Annotated in this window: 15 protein-coding genes and 1 tRNA gene; 9 read left to right on the forward strand and 7 right to left on the reverse strand. The window is 48.8% G+C overall.

All coding sequences use genetic code 11. The annotated features are described in order from the left end of the window. The first annotated feature begins 37 nt into the window (after positions 1-37). A complete protein-coding gene (locus ACTJJS_RS28365; RefSeq protein WP_440666885.1) occupies positions 38-3,076 on the forward strand; it encodes a non-ribosomal peptide synthetase family protein in 3,039 nt (1,012 codons plus the stop codon). A 139-nt stretch (positions 3,077-3,215) separates the two neighbouring features. On the opposite strand, the gene ACTJJS_RS28370 is transcribed toward ACTJJS_RS28365, so the two are convergent. Further along, a complete protein-coding gene (locus ACTJJS_RS28370) occupies positions 3,216-3,416 on the reverse strand; it encodes a class I lanthipeptide (protein WP_168874376.1) in 201 nt (66 codons plus the stop codon). A 173-nt stretch (positions 3,417-3,589) separates the two neighbouring features. Here ACTJJS_RS28370 and ACTJJS_RS28375 point away from each other — a divergent pair, with 173 nt between their 5' ends. Beyond that, on the forward strand, positions 3,590-3,775 hold the full coding sequence (locus ACTJJS_RS28375; protein ID WP_440666887.1) for a class I lanthipeptide: 186 nt from the start codon (positions 3,590-3,592) through the stop codon (positions 3,773-3,775). Between the two features lie 154 nt (positions 3,776-3,929). On the opposite strand, the gene ACTJJS_RS28380 is transcribed toward ACTJJS_RS28375, so the two are convergent. Together ACTJJS_RS28380 and ACTJJS_RS28385 are read right to left on the reverse strand one after the other, a co-directional pair. Further along, positions 3,930-4,100, reverse strand: a complete 171-nt coding sequence (locus ACTJJS_RS28380; RefSeq protein WP_168874378.1) for a hypothetical protein — start codon at positions 4,098-4,100, stop codon at positions 3,930-3,932. 419 nt (positions 4,101-4,519) lie between these two features. After that, positions 4,520-4,596: transfer RNA gene (locus tag ACTJJS_RS28385), tRNA-Arg, on the reverse strand. Positions 4,597-4,720: 124 nt separating this feature from the next. On the opposite strand from ACTJJS_RS28385, the gene ACTJJS_RS28390 reads away from it, so the two are divergent. Next, positions 4,721-5,194 carry a 23S rRNA (pseudouridine(1915)-N(3))-methyltransferase RlmH gene (locus ACTJJS_RS28390; protein WP_168874379.1) on the forward strand — a complete coding sequence of 158 codons (474 nt, stop codon included), beginning with the start codon at positions 4,721-4,723 and terminating at the stop codon, positions 5,192-5,194. Between the two features lie 28 nt (positions 5,195-5,222). Next, complete coding sequence (locus ACTJJS_RS28395; RefSeq protein WP_168874380.1) at positions 5,223-5,834, forward strand: rhomboid family intramembrane serine protease; 612 nt, start codon at positions 5,223-5,225, stop codon at positions 5,832-5,834. A 50-nt stretch (positions 5,835-5,884) separates the two neighbouring features. Here ACTJJS_RS28395 and tilS read toward each other — a convergent pair whose 3' ends face one another. Then, on the reverse strand, positions 5,885-7,228 hold the full coding sequence (tilS, locus tag ACTJJS_RS28400; RefSeq protein WP_440666889.1) for a tRNA lysidine(34) synthetase TilS: 1,344 nt from the start codon (positions 7,226-7,228) through the stop codon (positions 5,885-5,887). A gap of 18 nt (positions 7,229-7,246) precedes the next feature. Beyond that, a complete protein-coding gene (locus ACTJJS_RS28405) occupies positions 7,247-7,558 on the reverse strand; it encodes a hypothetical protein (RefSeq protein WP_168874382.1) in 312 nt (103 codons plus the stop codon). A 157-nt stretch (positions 7,559-7,715) separates the two neighbouring features. Between ACTJJS_RS28405 and ACTJJS_RS28410 the strand changes: the two genes are divergently transcribed. From ACTJJS_RS28410 to ispE, 4 genes are all read left to right on the forward strand, one after another. Further along, entirely contained in the window at positions 7,716-8,456 is a 741-nt protein-coding gene (locus ACTJJS_RS28410) for an electron transfer flavoprotein subunit beta/FixA family protein (RefSeq protein ID WP_168874383.1), read from the forward strand. A 46-nt stretch (positions 8,457-8,502) separates the two neighbouring features. Next, positions 8,503-9,474 carry an electron transfer flavoprotein subunit alpha/FixB family protein gene (locus tag ACTJJS_RS28415; RefSeq protein ID WP_440666892.1) on the forward strand — a complete coding sequence of 324 codons (972 nt, stop codon included), beginning with the start codon at positions 8,503-8,505 and terminating at the stop codon, positions 9,472-9,474. 191 nt (positions 9,475-9,665) lie between these two features. After that, a complete protein-coding gene (locus tag ACTJJS_RS28420; protein ID WP_168874385.1) occupies positions 9,666-10,268 on the forward strand; it encodes a bifunctional nuclease family protein in 603 nt (200 codons plus the stop codon). Positions 10,269-10,343: 75 nt separating this feature from the next. Further along, complete coding sequence (gene ispE, locus ACTJJS_RS28425) at positions 10,344-11,153, forward strand: 4-(cytidine 5'-diphospho)-2-C-methyl-D-erythritol kinase (RefSeq protein WP_440666894.1); 810 nt, start codon at positions 10,344-10,346, stop codon at positions 11,151-11,153. Between the two features lie 3 nt (positions 11,154-11,156). Here ispE and rplT read toward each other — a convergent pair whose 3' ends face one another. After that, complete coding sequence (gene rplT / locus ACTJJS_RS28430; RefSeq protein WP_078673350.1) at positions 11,157-11,501, reverse strand: 50S ribosomal protein L20; 345 nt, start codon at positions 11,499-11,501, stop codon at positions 11,157-11,159. Between the two features lie 49 nt (positions 11,502-11,550). After that, positions 11,551-11,748 carry a 50S ribosomal protein L35 gene (gene rpmI / locus ACTJJS_RS28435; protein ID WP_078673351.1) on the reverse strand — a complete coding sequence of 66 codons (198 nt, stop codon included), beginning with the start codon at positions 11,746-11,748 and terminating at the stop codon, positions 11,551-11,553. Between the two features lie 430 nt (positions 11,749-12,178). Here rpmI and ACTJJS_RS28440 point away from each other — a divergent pair. Beyond that, positions 12,179-15,890: hypothetical protein (locus tag ACTJJS_RS28440; protein WP_440666896.1), on the forward strand; the 3,712-nt coding region annotated here is incomplete at its 3' end.

The following is a 15,890-nucleotide window of genomic DNA, read 5'->3' on the forward strand; positions in this document are numbered from 1 at the left end:
AATTCCACGTCTATTCAATAACCATAAAGCATAACTTATGAAACCCTCAGAACGCGAAACACCGCGGTTCCCTCACCGTGGGCATCTCACGCAAACAATTCCCGGGATCTTCCAAAACACGGTAACGTTGCTGCCGCAGAAGACAGCCATCATTTTCAAGTCGGAAAGCATTACCTACCACGGGCTGAACACAAAAGCCAACCAACTGGCCAGGCTCTTAACCAAGGCCGGTGCCGGTCCCGGCGTCATGATCGCTGTTTGTATGCCGCAAGGTATAGAACGTGTTATCTATACGCTGGCGGTAATGAAAACCGGCGCTGCCTACGTACCGCTCGACCCGGAGTATCCGGAAGCCAGGCTACACTTCATTCTCAGCGATACCGGCGCTGCCTTCGTTCTTACCAGTTCCTTGTTGCGGTCTAAATTCCCGGAATATCCCGGCCGTATTATCTTACCGGAAGAAGAGCAGACCACCGCATTGCCCGCAGAGGACTTGCAGGTGAACATACAGCCCGATGACATATTGTATGTCATCTATACCTCCGGTAGTACAGGTGTTCCCAAAGGCGTAGTGGTAGAGCAAGGCGCCGTACTCAGCTTTATACAGTACTACCCTGAAGCCATAGGCATTACATCCGAAAGCATTGCTGTACAGCTACTGTCTTTCAGCTTTGACGCTGCTTTTATGGACCTGTGGATACCACTGCTCGTGGGGGCCACACTGCATCTTTATCCGGACAATAAACTGCTGGGTGAAGCCCTGATGGACTACATCCGGCAACACCACATTAACATCCTGGCTATGATTACGCCGACCATCCTGGCTTCCCTGCCAACAAACGGAGACATCGGCCATCTGAAAATTATCGGTGTAGGTGGAGATGTGTGCCCGGAAAACCTGATCGGTCACTGGATGAGCAAAGTAAAATTATATAACGCCTACGGACCTACGGAGACCACCATCGCAGTTACCTGTCACCCGTACCAGCCAGGGCAAAGTGCCCGTACTATCGGGAAACCACTGGGGAACGTGACCTTTCACGCATTGGACACACACCTGCAACCGGTACCGGCGGGCAGCGAGGGTGAACTGTTTATCGGTGGAGCCCAGCTTGCCAGGGAGTACCTGCACCGCCCTGATATCACCGCCGAAAGGTTCCTTCAGGTAACAACCGGTAATCACGAAAACAGACGGCTTTATAAAACAGGCGATCTGGTACGGATATTACCCGACGGCAATTGGGAATTCATCGGCCGAAATGACCAACAGATAAAAGTCCGTGGTTTCCGCATAGAGCCGGGGGAAATAGAGCGTGCCATCACCGGCATTCCGGATGTTAAAGAAGCAGTGGTGACTGCCGTAAAAATGCCCCATGAACAAACAATACTTGCAGCCTTCGTCACCCCACGGCAGTTTACCACACCCGATGAAGTCCGCCTGAAAACTGATATACGCAGCCGTTTACAGCAACAACTGCCTGCCCATATGGTCCCTGACAGGCTCGTTATTCTCGAAAAAATGCCAATTACACCGAACGGTAAAATCAGTAAGGAAGCCTTATCCGGCCTGGTCCATAGCGAACAGCTCTCACTGGAAGGTATATCCGAAGATAACATTGAAGACATTCTTGCCGCCGTCTGGAAACATGTGCTCCAGCTGCCGGAAGTAGCGGCAACAGACAATTTCACGGCGCTTGGCGGCCATTCGTTTAGTGCTGTGCGGATATTTACAGCGTTGCCGGAACTGTTGCGGAAGAATTTACAACTAGCAGACATCTACCAGTTTCCAACCATTGAAAAACTGGCAGCAGAAATAAGGCGTCGCCAAAGCCTGATACCGCTCTCACAGGAAGAACGCATGAAAGTCAATACAGATATACTCCTGAACGACATTAAGCTCGATGCCGGCCATGATTATCCTACCGCCATTGACCCGTCTGTGCTGGCCAACCCTCAAAGGATATTGCTGACCGGGGCAACCGGATTCGTTGGCTCTCACCTGCTGCTGGAACTGATAGAAAAAACCAATGCCGATATATACTGCCTGGTACGCGCACAAAATACAGCCCATGCGATGGAGCGGGTAAAGTCAGTATTTGACAGATACCGGTTAAAATGGCCGGTAACAAAAGCCCACCGCATTATTCCCGTTACAGGCGACTTTTGTTTTCCTTATCTGGGTATGCCTGCCCGCGATTTTTATCAACTGGCAGATGAAATTGAAATAGTGTACCACTCCGGTGGCTCTGTGAATTATATACAGCCCTACTCTATCCTTAAATCCGTGAATGTGGACGGTGCCCAGCAGGTGATCCTGTTTGCCACTACCGGCAAGCTTAAATACCTGATAGAATGCTCCACCATTGGCGTTTTCAGCTGGGGCAGGCCTGTCACCGGCAAAACCTGGATGCGCGAAGACGATCCTATTGACCAGAACCTCCCTGCTATCTGCCGGGACATGAACTATGTCAGAAGCAAATGGGTAGCTGAGAAAATACTGGACCTGGCCCAGAAGAAAGGGCTGCCGGTAATCAATTTCCGACTGGGATTCGTTATGTGCAACAGCCAGACAGGCGCCACGGAAATGAACCAATGGTGGGGAAGCCTTGTCAGAAGCTGCCTGTCAACCGGCACGTTCCCACTGATCATGGGACTGAAAGATGAGTTGGTGACGGTCGATTTTGTGGCGCAGGCAATCGTCCACATTGCGAAAAACAAGGAAGCTGTAGGCAAAAACTTCCACCTTGTACCCGAGCCTTACAACGACTTATCTGTAACCGATTTTTTTGTAAAGATCAATGAACACTTTAACACCGGACTTACCGCTCAGCCGTTTCCCGAATGGCTCCTGCAATGGAAAAACAATCAAAACAACGCATTGTACAGCCTGCTGAGCCTATTCACAGAAGACGTGGACCGGGGAAAATCGCTGATGGAAGTATATGAAAACACTTACTACCTGGACAAATCAAATACAGATACATTCCTTGCCGGCAGCGGCATCAGACCTACGGCCATCACAAAAGAACTGCTGACTGTATACCTGGATTACATGGGCGTTTTGCCTTCAGCATAAATAAATGCTTCAATAACCGGCATAAGCGCTGTAATAAGAAAAACAACGGCCTGAGTATGGCATCCACCTTACTCAGGCCGTCTACATGCAGGCTACTGTCCAGATTGTCCGACGCATCGGTTAACACAACCGAATGTCATCAACATGCTGTAACCGGGCAGGAAACGGCTTGGGTAATACATTCAATCAACACAGAACACAGGCAGCTTCCACCACAGGTCCTCAGGCAGGTTTGCTCGCGAACAGTGACTATCCCTCCTACTATTTTGTCCTGGGATAAATCGCTGATCACTTCTTTGTTCAGGGAGAGCTTGGGCAGATTTACTTTTTTCTTTTTCATAACGGAACATTTTGGATGAAATCTAAATATCGTCTTTATATCTGCAGAGGGTATGCAGTATATACTGCGCTATATTTTCACTGCGCCCGCTTTTCAGCGATGGGACTGGTTTTTAAACTGAAAAAAGTCCGCAGCAACCACTATGATATTTGATACTCACCTAAATCCGGGTTATGAAAAAAGTAAAAACAAGTGCAGCAAAAAAATTGCTGTTGGGAAAAATCAAAATTGCTGCGTTAAGCAACGAACAACAGGCGGCATTGGTTGGCGGCAGTGCCACACTGCCCAGCGATGTTATATGTGCCACACAGGGTAGCGTATGTAACACCAGGACTACCTGTCAGACAGCGAGATGTTAAGGTGATGTTTCTTATCGTTGAGCCGTTAGGTAACCTCCAAACCTAAAAGCAAAGAGGGGTATCAAAAGTAATTTGATGGCACAGAGAAAATTCTCCCCATCAGGTCCCCGGATAAAACCGAGGAAAAATTACTTTTGAATACCCCCTTAAATTTTTAACACAAACGGGTACCACAGACACCGCCACAGGTGGCACAAGTGGCGAGACCACTGGGGCAGTCAACCGCCGTGTAGGCGTCTCCTTTCATTTGCTGTTGCACGGAGGCAGATAGTGATGCGATCCTGATATGACCGATCCGGAGCTTTTTGGGAGATTTCTTTTTCATGGTGAAACGTTTATATTAAATGTAACCGTTTATGCTGCAATATAGCCGCGTAATTACCGGTACTAGCTTTAACAAAATATCCTTTGTTGTTTGTAACAATATCATGTTGCTACTAATGCCCAACGGGCAACACTTATTATATCTGCAAAAGCGAAAGAAAAGAAATCAGTGATTTTAATGGTGGAGGAAACTGATTGATACCTGTTCCGACGGTAGAGCTGCACAGCCGGTAACACCCCGTCCGCGGATGTTCCGATCAATTTCCTCATTTAACATTAATCAAAACAAAAATCCTGATGAAAGGAAGACCAGCCACCTGATGAGCGGCATGAGGTTATCTCCGGCGAAAGAAACTTAACAAGTAGGTGGGTGCAGGTATAAAAGAAAAAACCACCTACTGATGAGGTGGCTTTTTCTTTTGGTGACCGCGTCAGGATTCAAACCTGAAACCTTCTGATCCGTAGTCAGATGCTCTATTCAGTTGAGCTACGCAGCCAGTCGTTTGTGATTGGATTGCAAAGGTATATCTTTTTTTGAAAATACCAAATTCTTCAGGATTTTTTTCTGCAATTTTCTGATTTACACTTACTTTTACAACTGTTGTTTAATGATTATTACAAGTGAAAATTCAACTCTGGAGCATTGGAAAGGAGCATGACCCCTACATTCGGGAGGGCATGGCCGTATTCCAAAAACGGTTACAACATTATGTGGATTTTGAGGTAAAACTGATCCCGACGGTAAAACAGGCGGCCAGTTTATCGGTACCTGAACTGAAAAAACAGGAAGCGAAAATCATCCTCGATCTGTTGCAACCCACCGACTATCTGCTGGCACTGGATGAACGCGGCAAAATGATGACGACCGTTCAGTTTTCAGAATTCCTGCAACAGCGTACCAATGCCGGCACGCGGCAGCTCATCATTCTGATTGGCGGCGCTTTCGGTATTGACCAGTCGGTGCTTCAACGGTCACAGTTGCAGATGTCCCTGTCGCCGCTCACTTTTCCGCATCAGCTGGTGCGGCTTATTTTTACCGAGCAACTGTATCGCGCCTATACAGTATTAAACCGGGAGAAATATCATCATCAATAGTTACATTTATAGTCTAACATTCGAGCTTATGTCCGTCAGTATTATCATTATTATTGTCACCTGCCTGATTTCCTACACTGCGTTGAACAATTATGACCAGCTGGATAAGCTGAGCATGCAGCCATACATGGTAAAAAATCATAACGAATATTATCGGTTTATTACATCCGGGTTTGTGCATGCTGACTATACGCACCTTATCTTCAATATGCTGACCCTCTTTTTCTTTGGGCCTTATGTGGAGGATGTTTTTATTGCCTTGTTCGGCATGAAGCTGATGTACCCGGTGTATTACCTCTTAGGCATCATTGTATCCGACATTCCCTCTTTTCTGAAACACCGCAACAATTCCTATTACGCCTCCCTGGGCGCATCAGGGGCTATTTCCGCGGTGCTTTTCACCTTCATCATGGTAGAGCCCTGGGCGCAGATCGGCGTGTTCTTCTTCATTAAGATGCCGGCGGTACTTTACGGCGTATTGTTCCTGTTTCTTTCTGCTTACCTGTCCCGGAAAGGGGGCAGCAACATCAATCATGATGCACATTTCTGGGGAGCCTTGTTCGGGATTGTGTTTCCGCTGGCCTTCCATCCGGAGCTGGGCGCACGCTTTCTGCAACTACTGCTGCACCGCCTGCAATAATAGTAACAGTCCCGGGGCTTAGTCCGGGCTATTATATAAAAACCCGGGGCTTAGTCCCGGGTTTTTAATTCTATGGCGAGTACGTTCTCCGTACCCGTGGTGACTTTGACACGATCATCGATGCGCATGCCTACCACCCAGATAATTCTTTTGGCAGATTCTATCACCCACACTTTCTCTTTCTCCGGCAGCGACAGTTTCTGATCTATCAGGAAGCGGCTGATCTTTTTCTTTTTAGGCATCCCCAACGGATAAAAGTAATCCCCTTGTTTCCATTTGCGCAAAATCAGCGGGAAGCTGACTTTGGCGGCATCGAGCCAGGCTGTTTGCGGTGCTGTGGGTATCGAAGCCTGTCCCCGGTCCTGCTGGCGGACATGCAGCTGTCCGTTTTCATAGACCACATGTGCCGGCGGGGCGTCCAGTACCTGTACCGGCGCGTCCGGCTGTGCTACCGGCGTCACCAGCAGCCAGCTGCGGTTGCGGATGATACGGTGCGTCGCCGTTTCCACGTACCTGCCCGATTCACTGTGAAGCAGTTGCAACACCTGTTGCAGCTGCGCCACGGAACAACCGAAATCCTTGAACAGTTCCCAGGCGATGGTCTGCAACGGCACGGTCTTCTGTAATTTAACGACAGGCACCATAAAAGTGTTGTCTTTACAGAAAAGCAGGCGCTTACGGTGCCTGGCCACTGATTCCTGGTAAAGCATTTCCGCTTCACGCATCCGCTGAATGGAGTTGTCCATGTTCTTCACCGCTGCCGGAAACACTTCCTGTATACGGGGAATAATCTGATGACGGAAAAAATTACGTGTATACTTATCCGTTATATTCGAACTGTCTTCCACAAAAGAGATGCGGTGCAGTGCTGCATAGGCGACCAGGACTTCCTTGTCGGCAAACAGCAGCGGCCGCACGATCCGTTCCTGCTTTGGCAGGATTCCATGCAGACCGGCAATACCTGTGCCTTTGCAGAAATTCATGAGGGCGGTTTCCACGCTGTCTTGCATATGATGTGCCGTAGCGATATAACTGTACCCGCCTTGTTGACGGACCTCTTCCAGCCACTGATAGCGCAGTTCACGGGCAGCTACCTGTATGCTGACGTTATGCCTTTGGGTATAGGCATTAGTATCAAAACGGGTCGTGTACAGCGGGAGGCCGAGGGCAACAGCCAGCTGCTGAACGAACTGTTCATCGCGGACAGACTCCTCTCCCCTCAGCTGGAAATTACAGTGGGCGATCCCTGCCGGTAATCCCGCCTGTTTAAACAAATGGGCCATCACAACAGAGTCCACCCCACCGCTTACGGCCAGCAGGATACGCTGGGAAGGGTCAAACAACTGTTGCCCGGCGATATGGGCTGTAAAATTGGTCAGTAAGTGTTGCGGCATGGAGGTGTGTTGAGTAAATTAATATACCAGTTCTTCGTAAGCCGACTGCAGCTCGTTATAGGCATGTCTTTCGTTAGCGGCTTTGGCCATGGCCATCCCTTTTTCATATACCGCAATAGCGGCTTCTTTTTCCTGTTGCCGTTCCAGTAGTTTGCCCAGGTGGTAATAAGAACCCGTATACCCTGGTTCATGAGCCAGCAGTTCTTCAAACAGCTGCCGGGCCGCAGCATCATTGTTTAACTTGATATACTCCAGTGCCAGGGCGTGTTTCAGGAAACTGTCGTTCGGACTTGTTTCCAGCATTTGTTTAATCTGTGCGATTCTGTCCATGTCGTTGGTGTGTTTTTTCCGGTGCTGACAAATTATAAATAACATTCATATTTCTGTCATTTATACTGATTAAAATCATAATATAGCCTTGCGGTTGGCGTACATAAATAAGATATATTTGCTATTACCGCATTTTTTAAACCAAACAGTTTAAGGCATGAAGATTTTAGTTTGTATCAGTAAAACTCCGGACACGACTGCAAAAATAGCTTTCACGGACAATAACACGAAATTCAATGAGGCTGGTGTCCAGTTTATTATTAACCCATATGATGAATGGTATGCACTGGTAAGAGCGCTGGAGCTGAAGGAAACGATTGGTGCAGACGTTCATCTGATCACAGTAGGCGGACCTGATTGCGATGCTATTATTCGCAAGGCGCTGGCACTGGGCGGTGATGAAGCATTCCGTATCAATGCGGATAGCGCGGACAGTTATTATATCGCTGCACAGATTGCAGCACATGCCAAAGAAAAACAATATGACATCATATTTACCGGTAAGGAGACCATCGACTATAACGGTTCCGGTATAGGCGGCATGGTAGCAGAGCTGCTGGAACTGCCCTATGTTTCCATCGCGGCGAAGTTTGACCTGAACGGCACGGTGGCGACCATCAACCGGGAAATTGAAGGCGGAGAGGAAATTTGCGAAGTATCCCTGCCGGTAGTAGTGTCCTGCCAGAAAGGTATGGCTGAAGCGCGTATCCCCAATATGCGCGGTATCATGGCGGCACGCACCAAGCCGTTAACCGTAGTGGAACCTGTGGCGGCCGATGCGCTGACCAGCGTGGTAAGTTTTGAACTGCCGCCGGCCAAAGCGGGCGTGAAGCTGATCAACCCGGACAACGTGGCTGAACTGGTGAAATTGCTCCATGAGGAAGCCAAGGTGATCTGATCACGGCAGCAGGATATCTATTGTTTCATTTCTAATTAACGTATTCATGTCTATATTAATATTTGCCGATCAGGCACACGGAAAGATCAAAAAAGCAGCACTGGAAGCAGTACAATACGGTTCAAAAGTAGCCGCCCAGCTGGGCACCACTGCTACGGCGCTGGTACTGGGCCCGGCAGACAACGCGGAACTGGCAGCGCTGGGCAACTATGGCGCCACCAAAGTACTGCATGTGGCAGATGCACGCCTGCAGGAAGTGGAAAGCACTGTATACACGAAGATCATTGTGGAAGCTGCCGACAAAGAAAGTGCTGCCGTAATTGTTTTCCCACATAATTTTGATGGCAAGGCAGTGGCGCCACGTGTGGCAGCCCGCCTGAAAGCCGGTCTGGTAGCCGGTGCCGTGTCTTATCCGGACACCGCGAACGGTTTTGTGGTAAAAAAGAACGTATTCTCCGGCAAGGCTTTCGCCAATATCAACATTACATCCGAGCGTAAAGTGATTACGCTCACGCCCAATACCTTCCCCGCTGTAGCCGGTTCCGGCACCGCTACGGTAGAGGCTTTCGCAGCTGCTATCAATGATGCGGACTTCAAAGTGAAAGTAGTGAAGACAGAAACGGTGAGCGGCGATATTCCGTTGACCGAAGCAGAAATCATTGTCAGCGGCGGCCGTGGCCTGAAAGGCCCTGAAAACTGGGGCATACTCGAAGACCTCGCCAAAGCGCTGGGCGCGGCAACCGCCAGTTCCCGCCCGGTAGCGGATGCAGGCTGGCGCCCGCACCACGAGCACGTTGGCCAGACCGGTTTAACCGTAAGGCCCAACCTGTACGTGGCTATCGGTATTTCCGGCGCTATCCAGCATCTCGCCGGGGTAAACGGCAGCAAGGTCATTGTGGTGATCAATAAAGATCCGGAGGCTCCTTTCTTCAAAGCTGCAGATTATGGCATAGTTGGTGATGCATTTGAAGTGGTACCGAAATTGACAGCCGCGGTGAAAGAATTCAAAGGCCAATAAAAGGCATTTACAAGGAATTACGAATGGGCGCCGGCCTGAGGAAACAATATTTTAGTTACCATTCATGAGGTTATCTCTCATTCGTAATTCCGTAATTCGTAACCCGTAATTGATTAAGATTTTTTTTAGATAAGGAATATTTTTCTAACTTCACGGTCTTACAAAATATTCAGCGACAACGCAAGACAGATATGAGAAAAATAGAACTGGAAATAGTTGCTTTATCGCACAGCATTACGCAGACTCATTCATATGCCGTGGTATTGGGAGAGGTGAACGGATTACGCCGTTTGCCGATCGTGATAGGAGGCTTTGAGGCACAAGCAATAGCCGTAGCGTTAGAAAAAATGCAACCCAGCCGCCCCCTCACACATGACCTGATGAAAAATTTCATGAACGCCTTTAACATAGAGCTTCATGAAGTGGTGATCAGCAATTTACAGGAGGGCATCTTTTACTCCAAACTTATCTGTTCCAGCAACGACGAAACCATTGAGATAGACTCCCGGACTTCTGATGCGCTGGCATTGGCCGTTCGTTTCGGATGTCCGATCTACACGTTCGAAAATATCCTCAACAGCGCCGGAATACTGCTGGACGATCCTGCCGGCAAAAAGAGCGGTGCGAAACCGGTCACCCCTACCATCTCCGAACACGAGAGAGGCGCAGAAGACGATCTCAAAGCCATGAGCCTGGACGACCTCACACAGCTTCTCCAGGAAGTACTGGAACAGGAAGATTATATCCGCGCCATCGCTATCCGCGATGAAATAAACGCCAGAAAAAGCAAATAATATTTTTCAGAACGGACTGCTGCTGCCGGTGGGAATCCCCTGCCGCTGCGGTTTTGCCGTGTTAATACCACAAACATGATCGTTTTTCCCAACTGCAAGATAAACCTGGGCCTGCATATCACCGCCAAAAGAGCTGACGGCTTCCACGACCTGGAAACAGTCTTCTATCCCCTGCCGGTAACAGATGCGCTGGAAGTGATCACACCCGGCACACTGCAATTCACCAGCAGCGGTATTCCCGTTCCCGGCGATGCGGCAGACAACCTGTGCCTGCGTGCGTTTCATTTATTGCAGCGCGACTATCCACAGTTGCAACCGGTCAACATCCACCTGCACAAGCATATCCCTATCGGCGCCGGTTTAGGCGGAGGCTCCGCTGATGCGGCCTTTATGCTGCAGTTGCTCAATAATAAATTCCAGCTGGGACTTACTTCCGGGCAATTGATAGACTATGCCGCCCAACTGGGCAGCGACTGTCCTTTCTTCATACTCAATCAGCCCTGTTACGCCACCGGCCGGGGTGAGATCATGGAGCCGCTGTCACTGGACCTTTCAGGCTATTCCTTTTTGCTGGTGCATCCGGGCATTCATGTCAACACCGGTTGGGCTTTCCGGCAGATCACGCCACAGGCGCCGGCGCGGGCATTAAAGGAAGTGATACAGTTACCGGTGACGGAGTGGAAACAAGCTGTCAGCAATGATTTTGAGGCGCCGGTGTTTGCAGCGTACCCGGAGCTGGCTGCCATTAAAGCAACCATGTACAGCGAGGGAGCGGTATATGCCACCATGAGCGGCAGCGGATCTGCCGTGGTAGGCCTGTTCCCTAAAAATAAAATAGCTGACATCCGTTGGGATGCCAGCTATTTGGTATTTAAAGTTAATTAGCGCTTACTTTACGGAAGCAACCAGTGCTTTAAAGGTTTCTGGTTCGTTCATAGCGAGGTCAGCGAGCACCTTTCTGTTCAGATCGATGTTCTTACCAGCTAATTTGTTCATGAACACAGAATAGGTCAAACCTTCTGCTCTTACCGCAGCGTTGATACGGGCGATCCACAGCTGACGATAGTTTCTTTTCTTTAATTTACGACCTACGTAGCTATAAGTGAGTCCTTTCTCGAGGACGTTCTTCGCTACGGTGTAAACGTTTTTCCTTTTACCGTAAAAGCCTTTGGCTTGCTTTAAGATCCTTTTTCTCCGGGCTCTTGAAGCTACGGCGTTAACTGAACGAGGCATTGTCTTGTGTTTTTTCTCAGGTTATAAAATTCGATTGTTTGGACGGATACTAGCGGAGGCCGAGCATTCTCTTAACCAGGTTAAGATTTGCTTCGTGAACCAGCGTGCTTCCTCTCAGGCTACGTTTTCTCTTAGTAGCTTTCTTAGTCAGTAAGTGGCTTTTGAATGCTTTAAACCGCTTAATCTGTCCGTTCCCGCCAACCTTGAAGGTCTTCTTGGCGCGGGAATGTGTTCTTACTTTGGGCATCTTACATCAAATTTGGTCTGCAAAGGTAGGAAAATAATTTCATAAAGCACAGTACCAGATAAATAAATACAGGCAACCTCCAAATGTGGATAACTTTTTTAATATTTTTTTAACCTCCTTTAACCGGTTGAGAATCAATTTTCGTTAACCCTCCTTCTCTTCCTATCTTGTGTGAATTCATATTATAAATTTTACCACTTTTTTTATTTCTCTATATTATTTTTAATTTTAATCTTAAAATAGTCGCATATTTTAGCCATATAACGTTTAAACACCTAGTGCCTATGAAAACATTCTACACCTTCCCTCACCCTGACCGGAAAAGGCTTTCCGAGTCTACAGACCCATGTAAGCGGTTGGAAAACAACAGTTACTGAACAGGCAACAGCCCTCAGAACTGATACTTTTTTCACTTAACTGTTTTACACCTATGAAACGACTTTTAACCTTTTTATTCCTGTTAACGGGCTTTGTGCTACCGTCAAACAAGACGATGGCACAATCGACGGCATTTATCAATGCGCCCGACAGTATCTGCGCAGGAAGCTTTGCCACACTGAACGGTCTGGTATGGTCCGGTGGTTTTACCACGTCCTATATGGACTGGAGCGTGTCTCCGGCCCTGGCGGCATCGGACTACCAGTTCCTGTACACAGAAGCTGCCATCAACTCTTCTGTCACAGATAAGTGGCTGGGGCGTAAACCCCTCGCCGCCTATCCAAACGTGACAGCGATGACCATCAGACTGCTGAAGGTGGGCACATACACTTTTACTGTGAAGATCTATAACTCGTCAGGCAGTTATATAACTGCCTCCCGTACGATCAAAGTAAAGGACTGTACTATTACCCAGTGCGCAGGTACGATCAGTACCATGGCAGGATTTAAAGAGGACTTCGGAATTTTTAATGCAGGAGCCGCTCCCCGCAAGAACGCGGTTATTGAAGCCCTTTACGCGGCCAATCCATCTCAAACCTACAAATTTGCTTCTAACACCAGCAACTTAGCAGATAATGATTATATAGAATACTATCACACCCAGGGAAAACCGGAATGGGTAAAAGCATATGATAGAACCGGTAATGGAGATGGCGTCAATACCTTCGGTGGTATGTTGGTGATCAACTCCGCCATTGAGAAAAAAGCCTTTTATCAAAGAACCATCACCGGCCTCTGTCCCGGCTCCGTCTATAACTTCTCTGCCTATTTTATGAACGTGAACGGCATGCAGGTGTTTGACGATATATGTGCCAGGGCAACGGACGCTCCCAAAGGTTATCACTACGCAGGGGTTACCTTTATTCTCACCAACCCCACCACAGGGGCTGAACTGCAAAGGTTCAACACGAATGACGTGTCCATGAACCTCAAAATACCGGAATGGATACAATATGGAGGCAGCTTTAAAATTCCTCCGAACCTGACATCCGTAAAACTCACGATCGTAAACAACAACTTCGGTGGCTGCGGTAACGATATTGCTATTGATGATATCTCATTTACCTATTGCAGTCCCGATCTTTATGCATACGTAGATGGCCTGAAAGATGAAAAAAGAATAAAAGACCAGATCTGCGGTGGCGCTCCGTTAAGCCTGACAGCTTATCTGGAGCCTATTACTTATTTCCAGGACCCTGTCTATCAATGGCAGATAAGTACTGATGGGGTTACCTATACTGACATGGTGGATGGCCCGATGAATGCGGGAACAGTAAGCGGTGCAAAAACACCAATCCTGAACTTTACTGCAGGAGCACTTAAAGGAGACCCCGTCGTCTCCAAACTATATTATTTCAGGGTAGGCATCACAGAACGGGACAACGTCAGTCTTGGTAACTGCGCCGCTCCTTCCCGACCGGTAGAAATCACGATCCTGCCACAACCGCAGATTTCGGTGACCGGTAATGAAATCTGTAACGGCCAGCAAGCCCACCTGGAAGTAACAGGGGGATATACCTCTTATATATGGAAGGTAGACCCACCGGTTACTGGTACCACACTGGACGTAAGTCCCGTTGTTACCACTACCTATGAAGTAGTCGGTGAAAAAACCTATGGTGATAATAAAGTCTGCCGCGATAGTAACCGCGCAGAAATTGTGGTTTATCAGAAACCTATCGTCAACGTTAAACTGCTGACAGACCCCAGTATCTGTTATGGCGAACAAGCCCAACTGGAAATCCAGCCGGAAAACGCCAAGTATGCTCCTATTACATGGGCCTACAACGGAGCGGTAATAGCCGGGGCCACAGGCACTTCCATCACGCATATACCAACGACTATCACTAATCCACCGGCAAAAAGTATTTATACGGTGACAGTGACCAATGGAAAGTGCGTCATTTCAGACCAGACAGAGGTGATCGTCAATTCGATGCCCAATCCCAATGCCGGACCGGACATCAAGCTGTGTAACACCAGCACCTTTACCCTCGCCGGCAATCAGCCTCCACCCGATCAAACCGGCGTATGGAGCTTTAAAAACGGAGATGACCAGGGCGCAACCCTGACCAATCCTACCGCTTACAATGCTACCGTTAGCAATCTGGGCGTAGGTAAATCCGTCACACTGGTATGGACCGTTACCAACAAGAACCTGAGCAAGTGCGCTGCGAGCGATGAAGTGGTACTGATCAATATGCCAGTCCCTGTTTCTGCTGCTCCCGTAGATATCACCCAATGCGGCACCAATAAAACCTTCGCCATCAGCGGCACCGCTCCCCTGCCATGGGAAACCGGTTCCTGGAGCGGACCTGCCGGCGTTACGTTTGATGATCCTATGGCACCTGGTACCAACGCCAAACTGACCGGCGCTGCTACTACACAGGACATCACCGTGACCTGGACACTGAGCAATGGCAAATGTGCTAATGGTATATCCAAAGTAAACCTGCACCTGCGTCCTGCTCCTAAGGTAACAGCTACCGCTTCTCCTGTTTGTCAGACTGCCACCCAGTTTAAAATCAACTTCTCAGCGCTGAGCGGCACTGTTACCAAATATGCCCTGAAACCAGGCATTGGTAACCCACTGCCTGCCTACACCGGCGAAACAGGTACCTGGCCCGCCACTGGTAGCGTTATCAATGCAGCACTGCCAGCCAACACTGCTCCAGGCACTTATGATTTCATCCTGACCATTCAGAATGATGATAACCTGGGATGTACCTACGACGCACCATTTAAATTAAGAGTAGATGCACAACCGGATGCTACTATCAGCGGTCCGTCTGACATCTGTCTGGGCACCAGCATTTCTCTGAGCGTCGCCGCGTCCAATAGTGGTTACACCAAATCATGGACCATCGACGGCGTTGCCCAGACTGGCAGCACCCAAACCATTACCCATACGCCTACTCCGGCAGGTACACACAATTACGGTGTGACTGTCACCAACCTGACCTGCGTCGATAGCAAAACCAAAGCGGTTGAAGTAAGAGCTATTCCGGTGGCTGACCCGGGCACTGTCGCTCCTCAGTGTAATGTAAGCGACTTTACCATGAACGCTCCTGCCCTGCCTGCTGACCAGGAAGGTGTATGGACGATCAACCCACCAGCCAATGGCGCAGTCATTACAAATCCTACCGATCCGAAAACTACCGTGACCGGATTACAGGCCGGAACATCCGTAGTACTGACATGGACAGTAAATAATAAATATAACACCACTTGTAAGGCAAGTTCCAATATCACATTAAAGAATACAGAATCACTTACCACCAGCAAGGCCGGTAATGATATCATCCAGTGCGGCAACAATAAATTCCAGCTGCAAGCCAACACACCGAAACCTACCGAAACAGGTACCTGGTCCGGTACGGGCGTGTCCTTCAGCAATCCAAATGACCCTAATGCGATCGCAACACTGGCCACCAGCACGCCGCAGACTGTAACCGTTACATGGACCATCAGCAATGGCGTATGTGCCAACAACACCTCTTCCATTAAGCTGGTCCTCAATGCCGCTCCAACTGTAACAGTAGCTGCTGTGCCGCCGGTATGTAACGCAGACGGTTCCTTCAACCTGGTACTGTCTAACCCGACCGGTAACATTACCCAATACTCCATCAAAGCCGTGGCGCCTAACGCGCTGCCTGGCTTTACGGATATCGTAAATGCTACATGGGCCGGAGCTGGTACCGTCA

The sequence above is a fragment of the Chitinophaga sp. 22308 genome (assembly GCF_052045305.1).
GTDB lineage: Bacteria > Bacteroidota > Bacteroidia > Chitinophagales > Chitinophagaceae > Chitinophaga > Chitinophaga varians_A.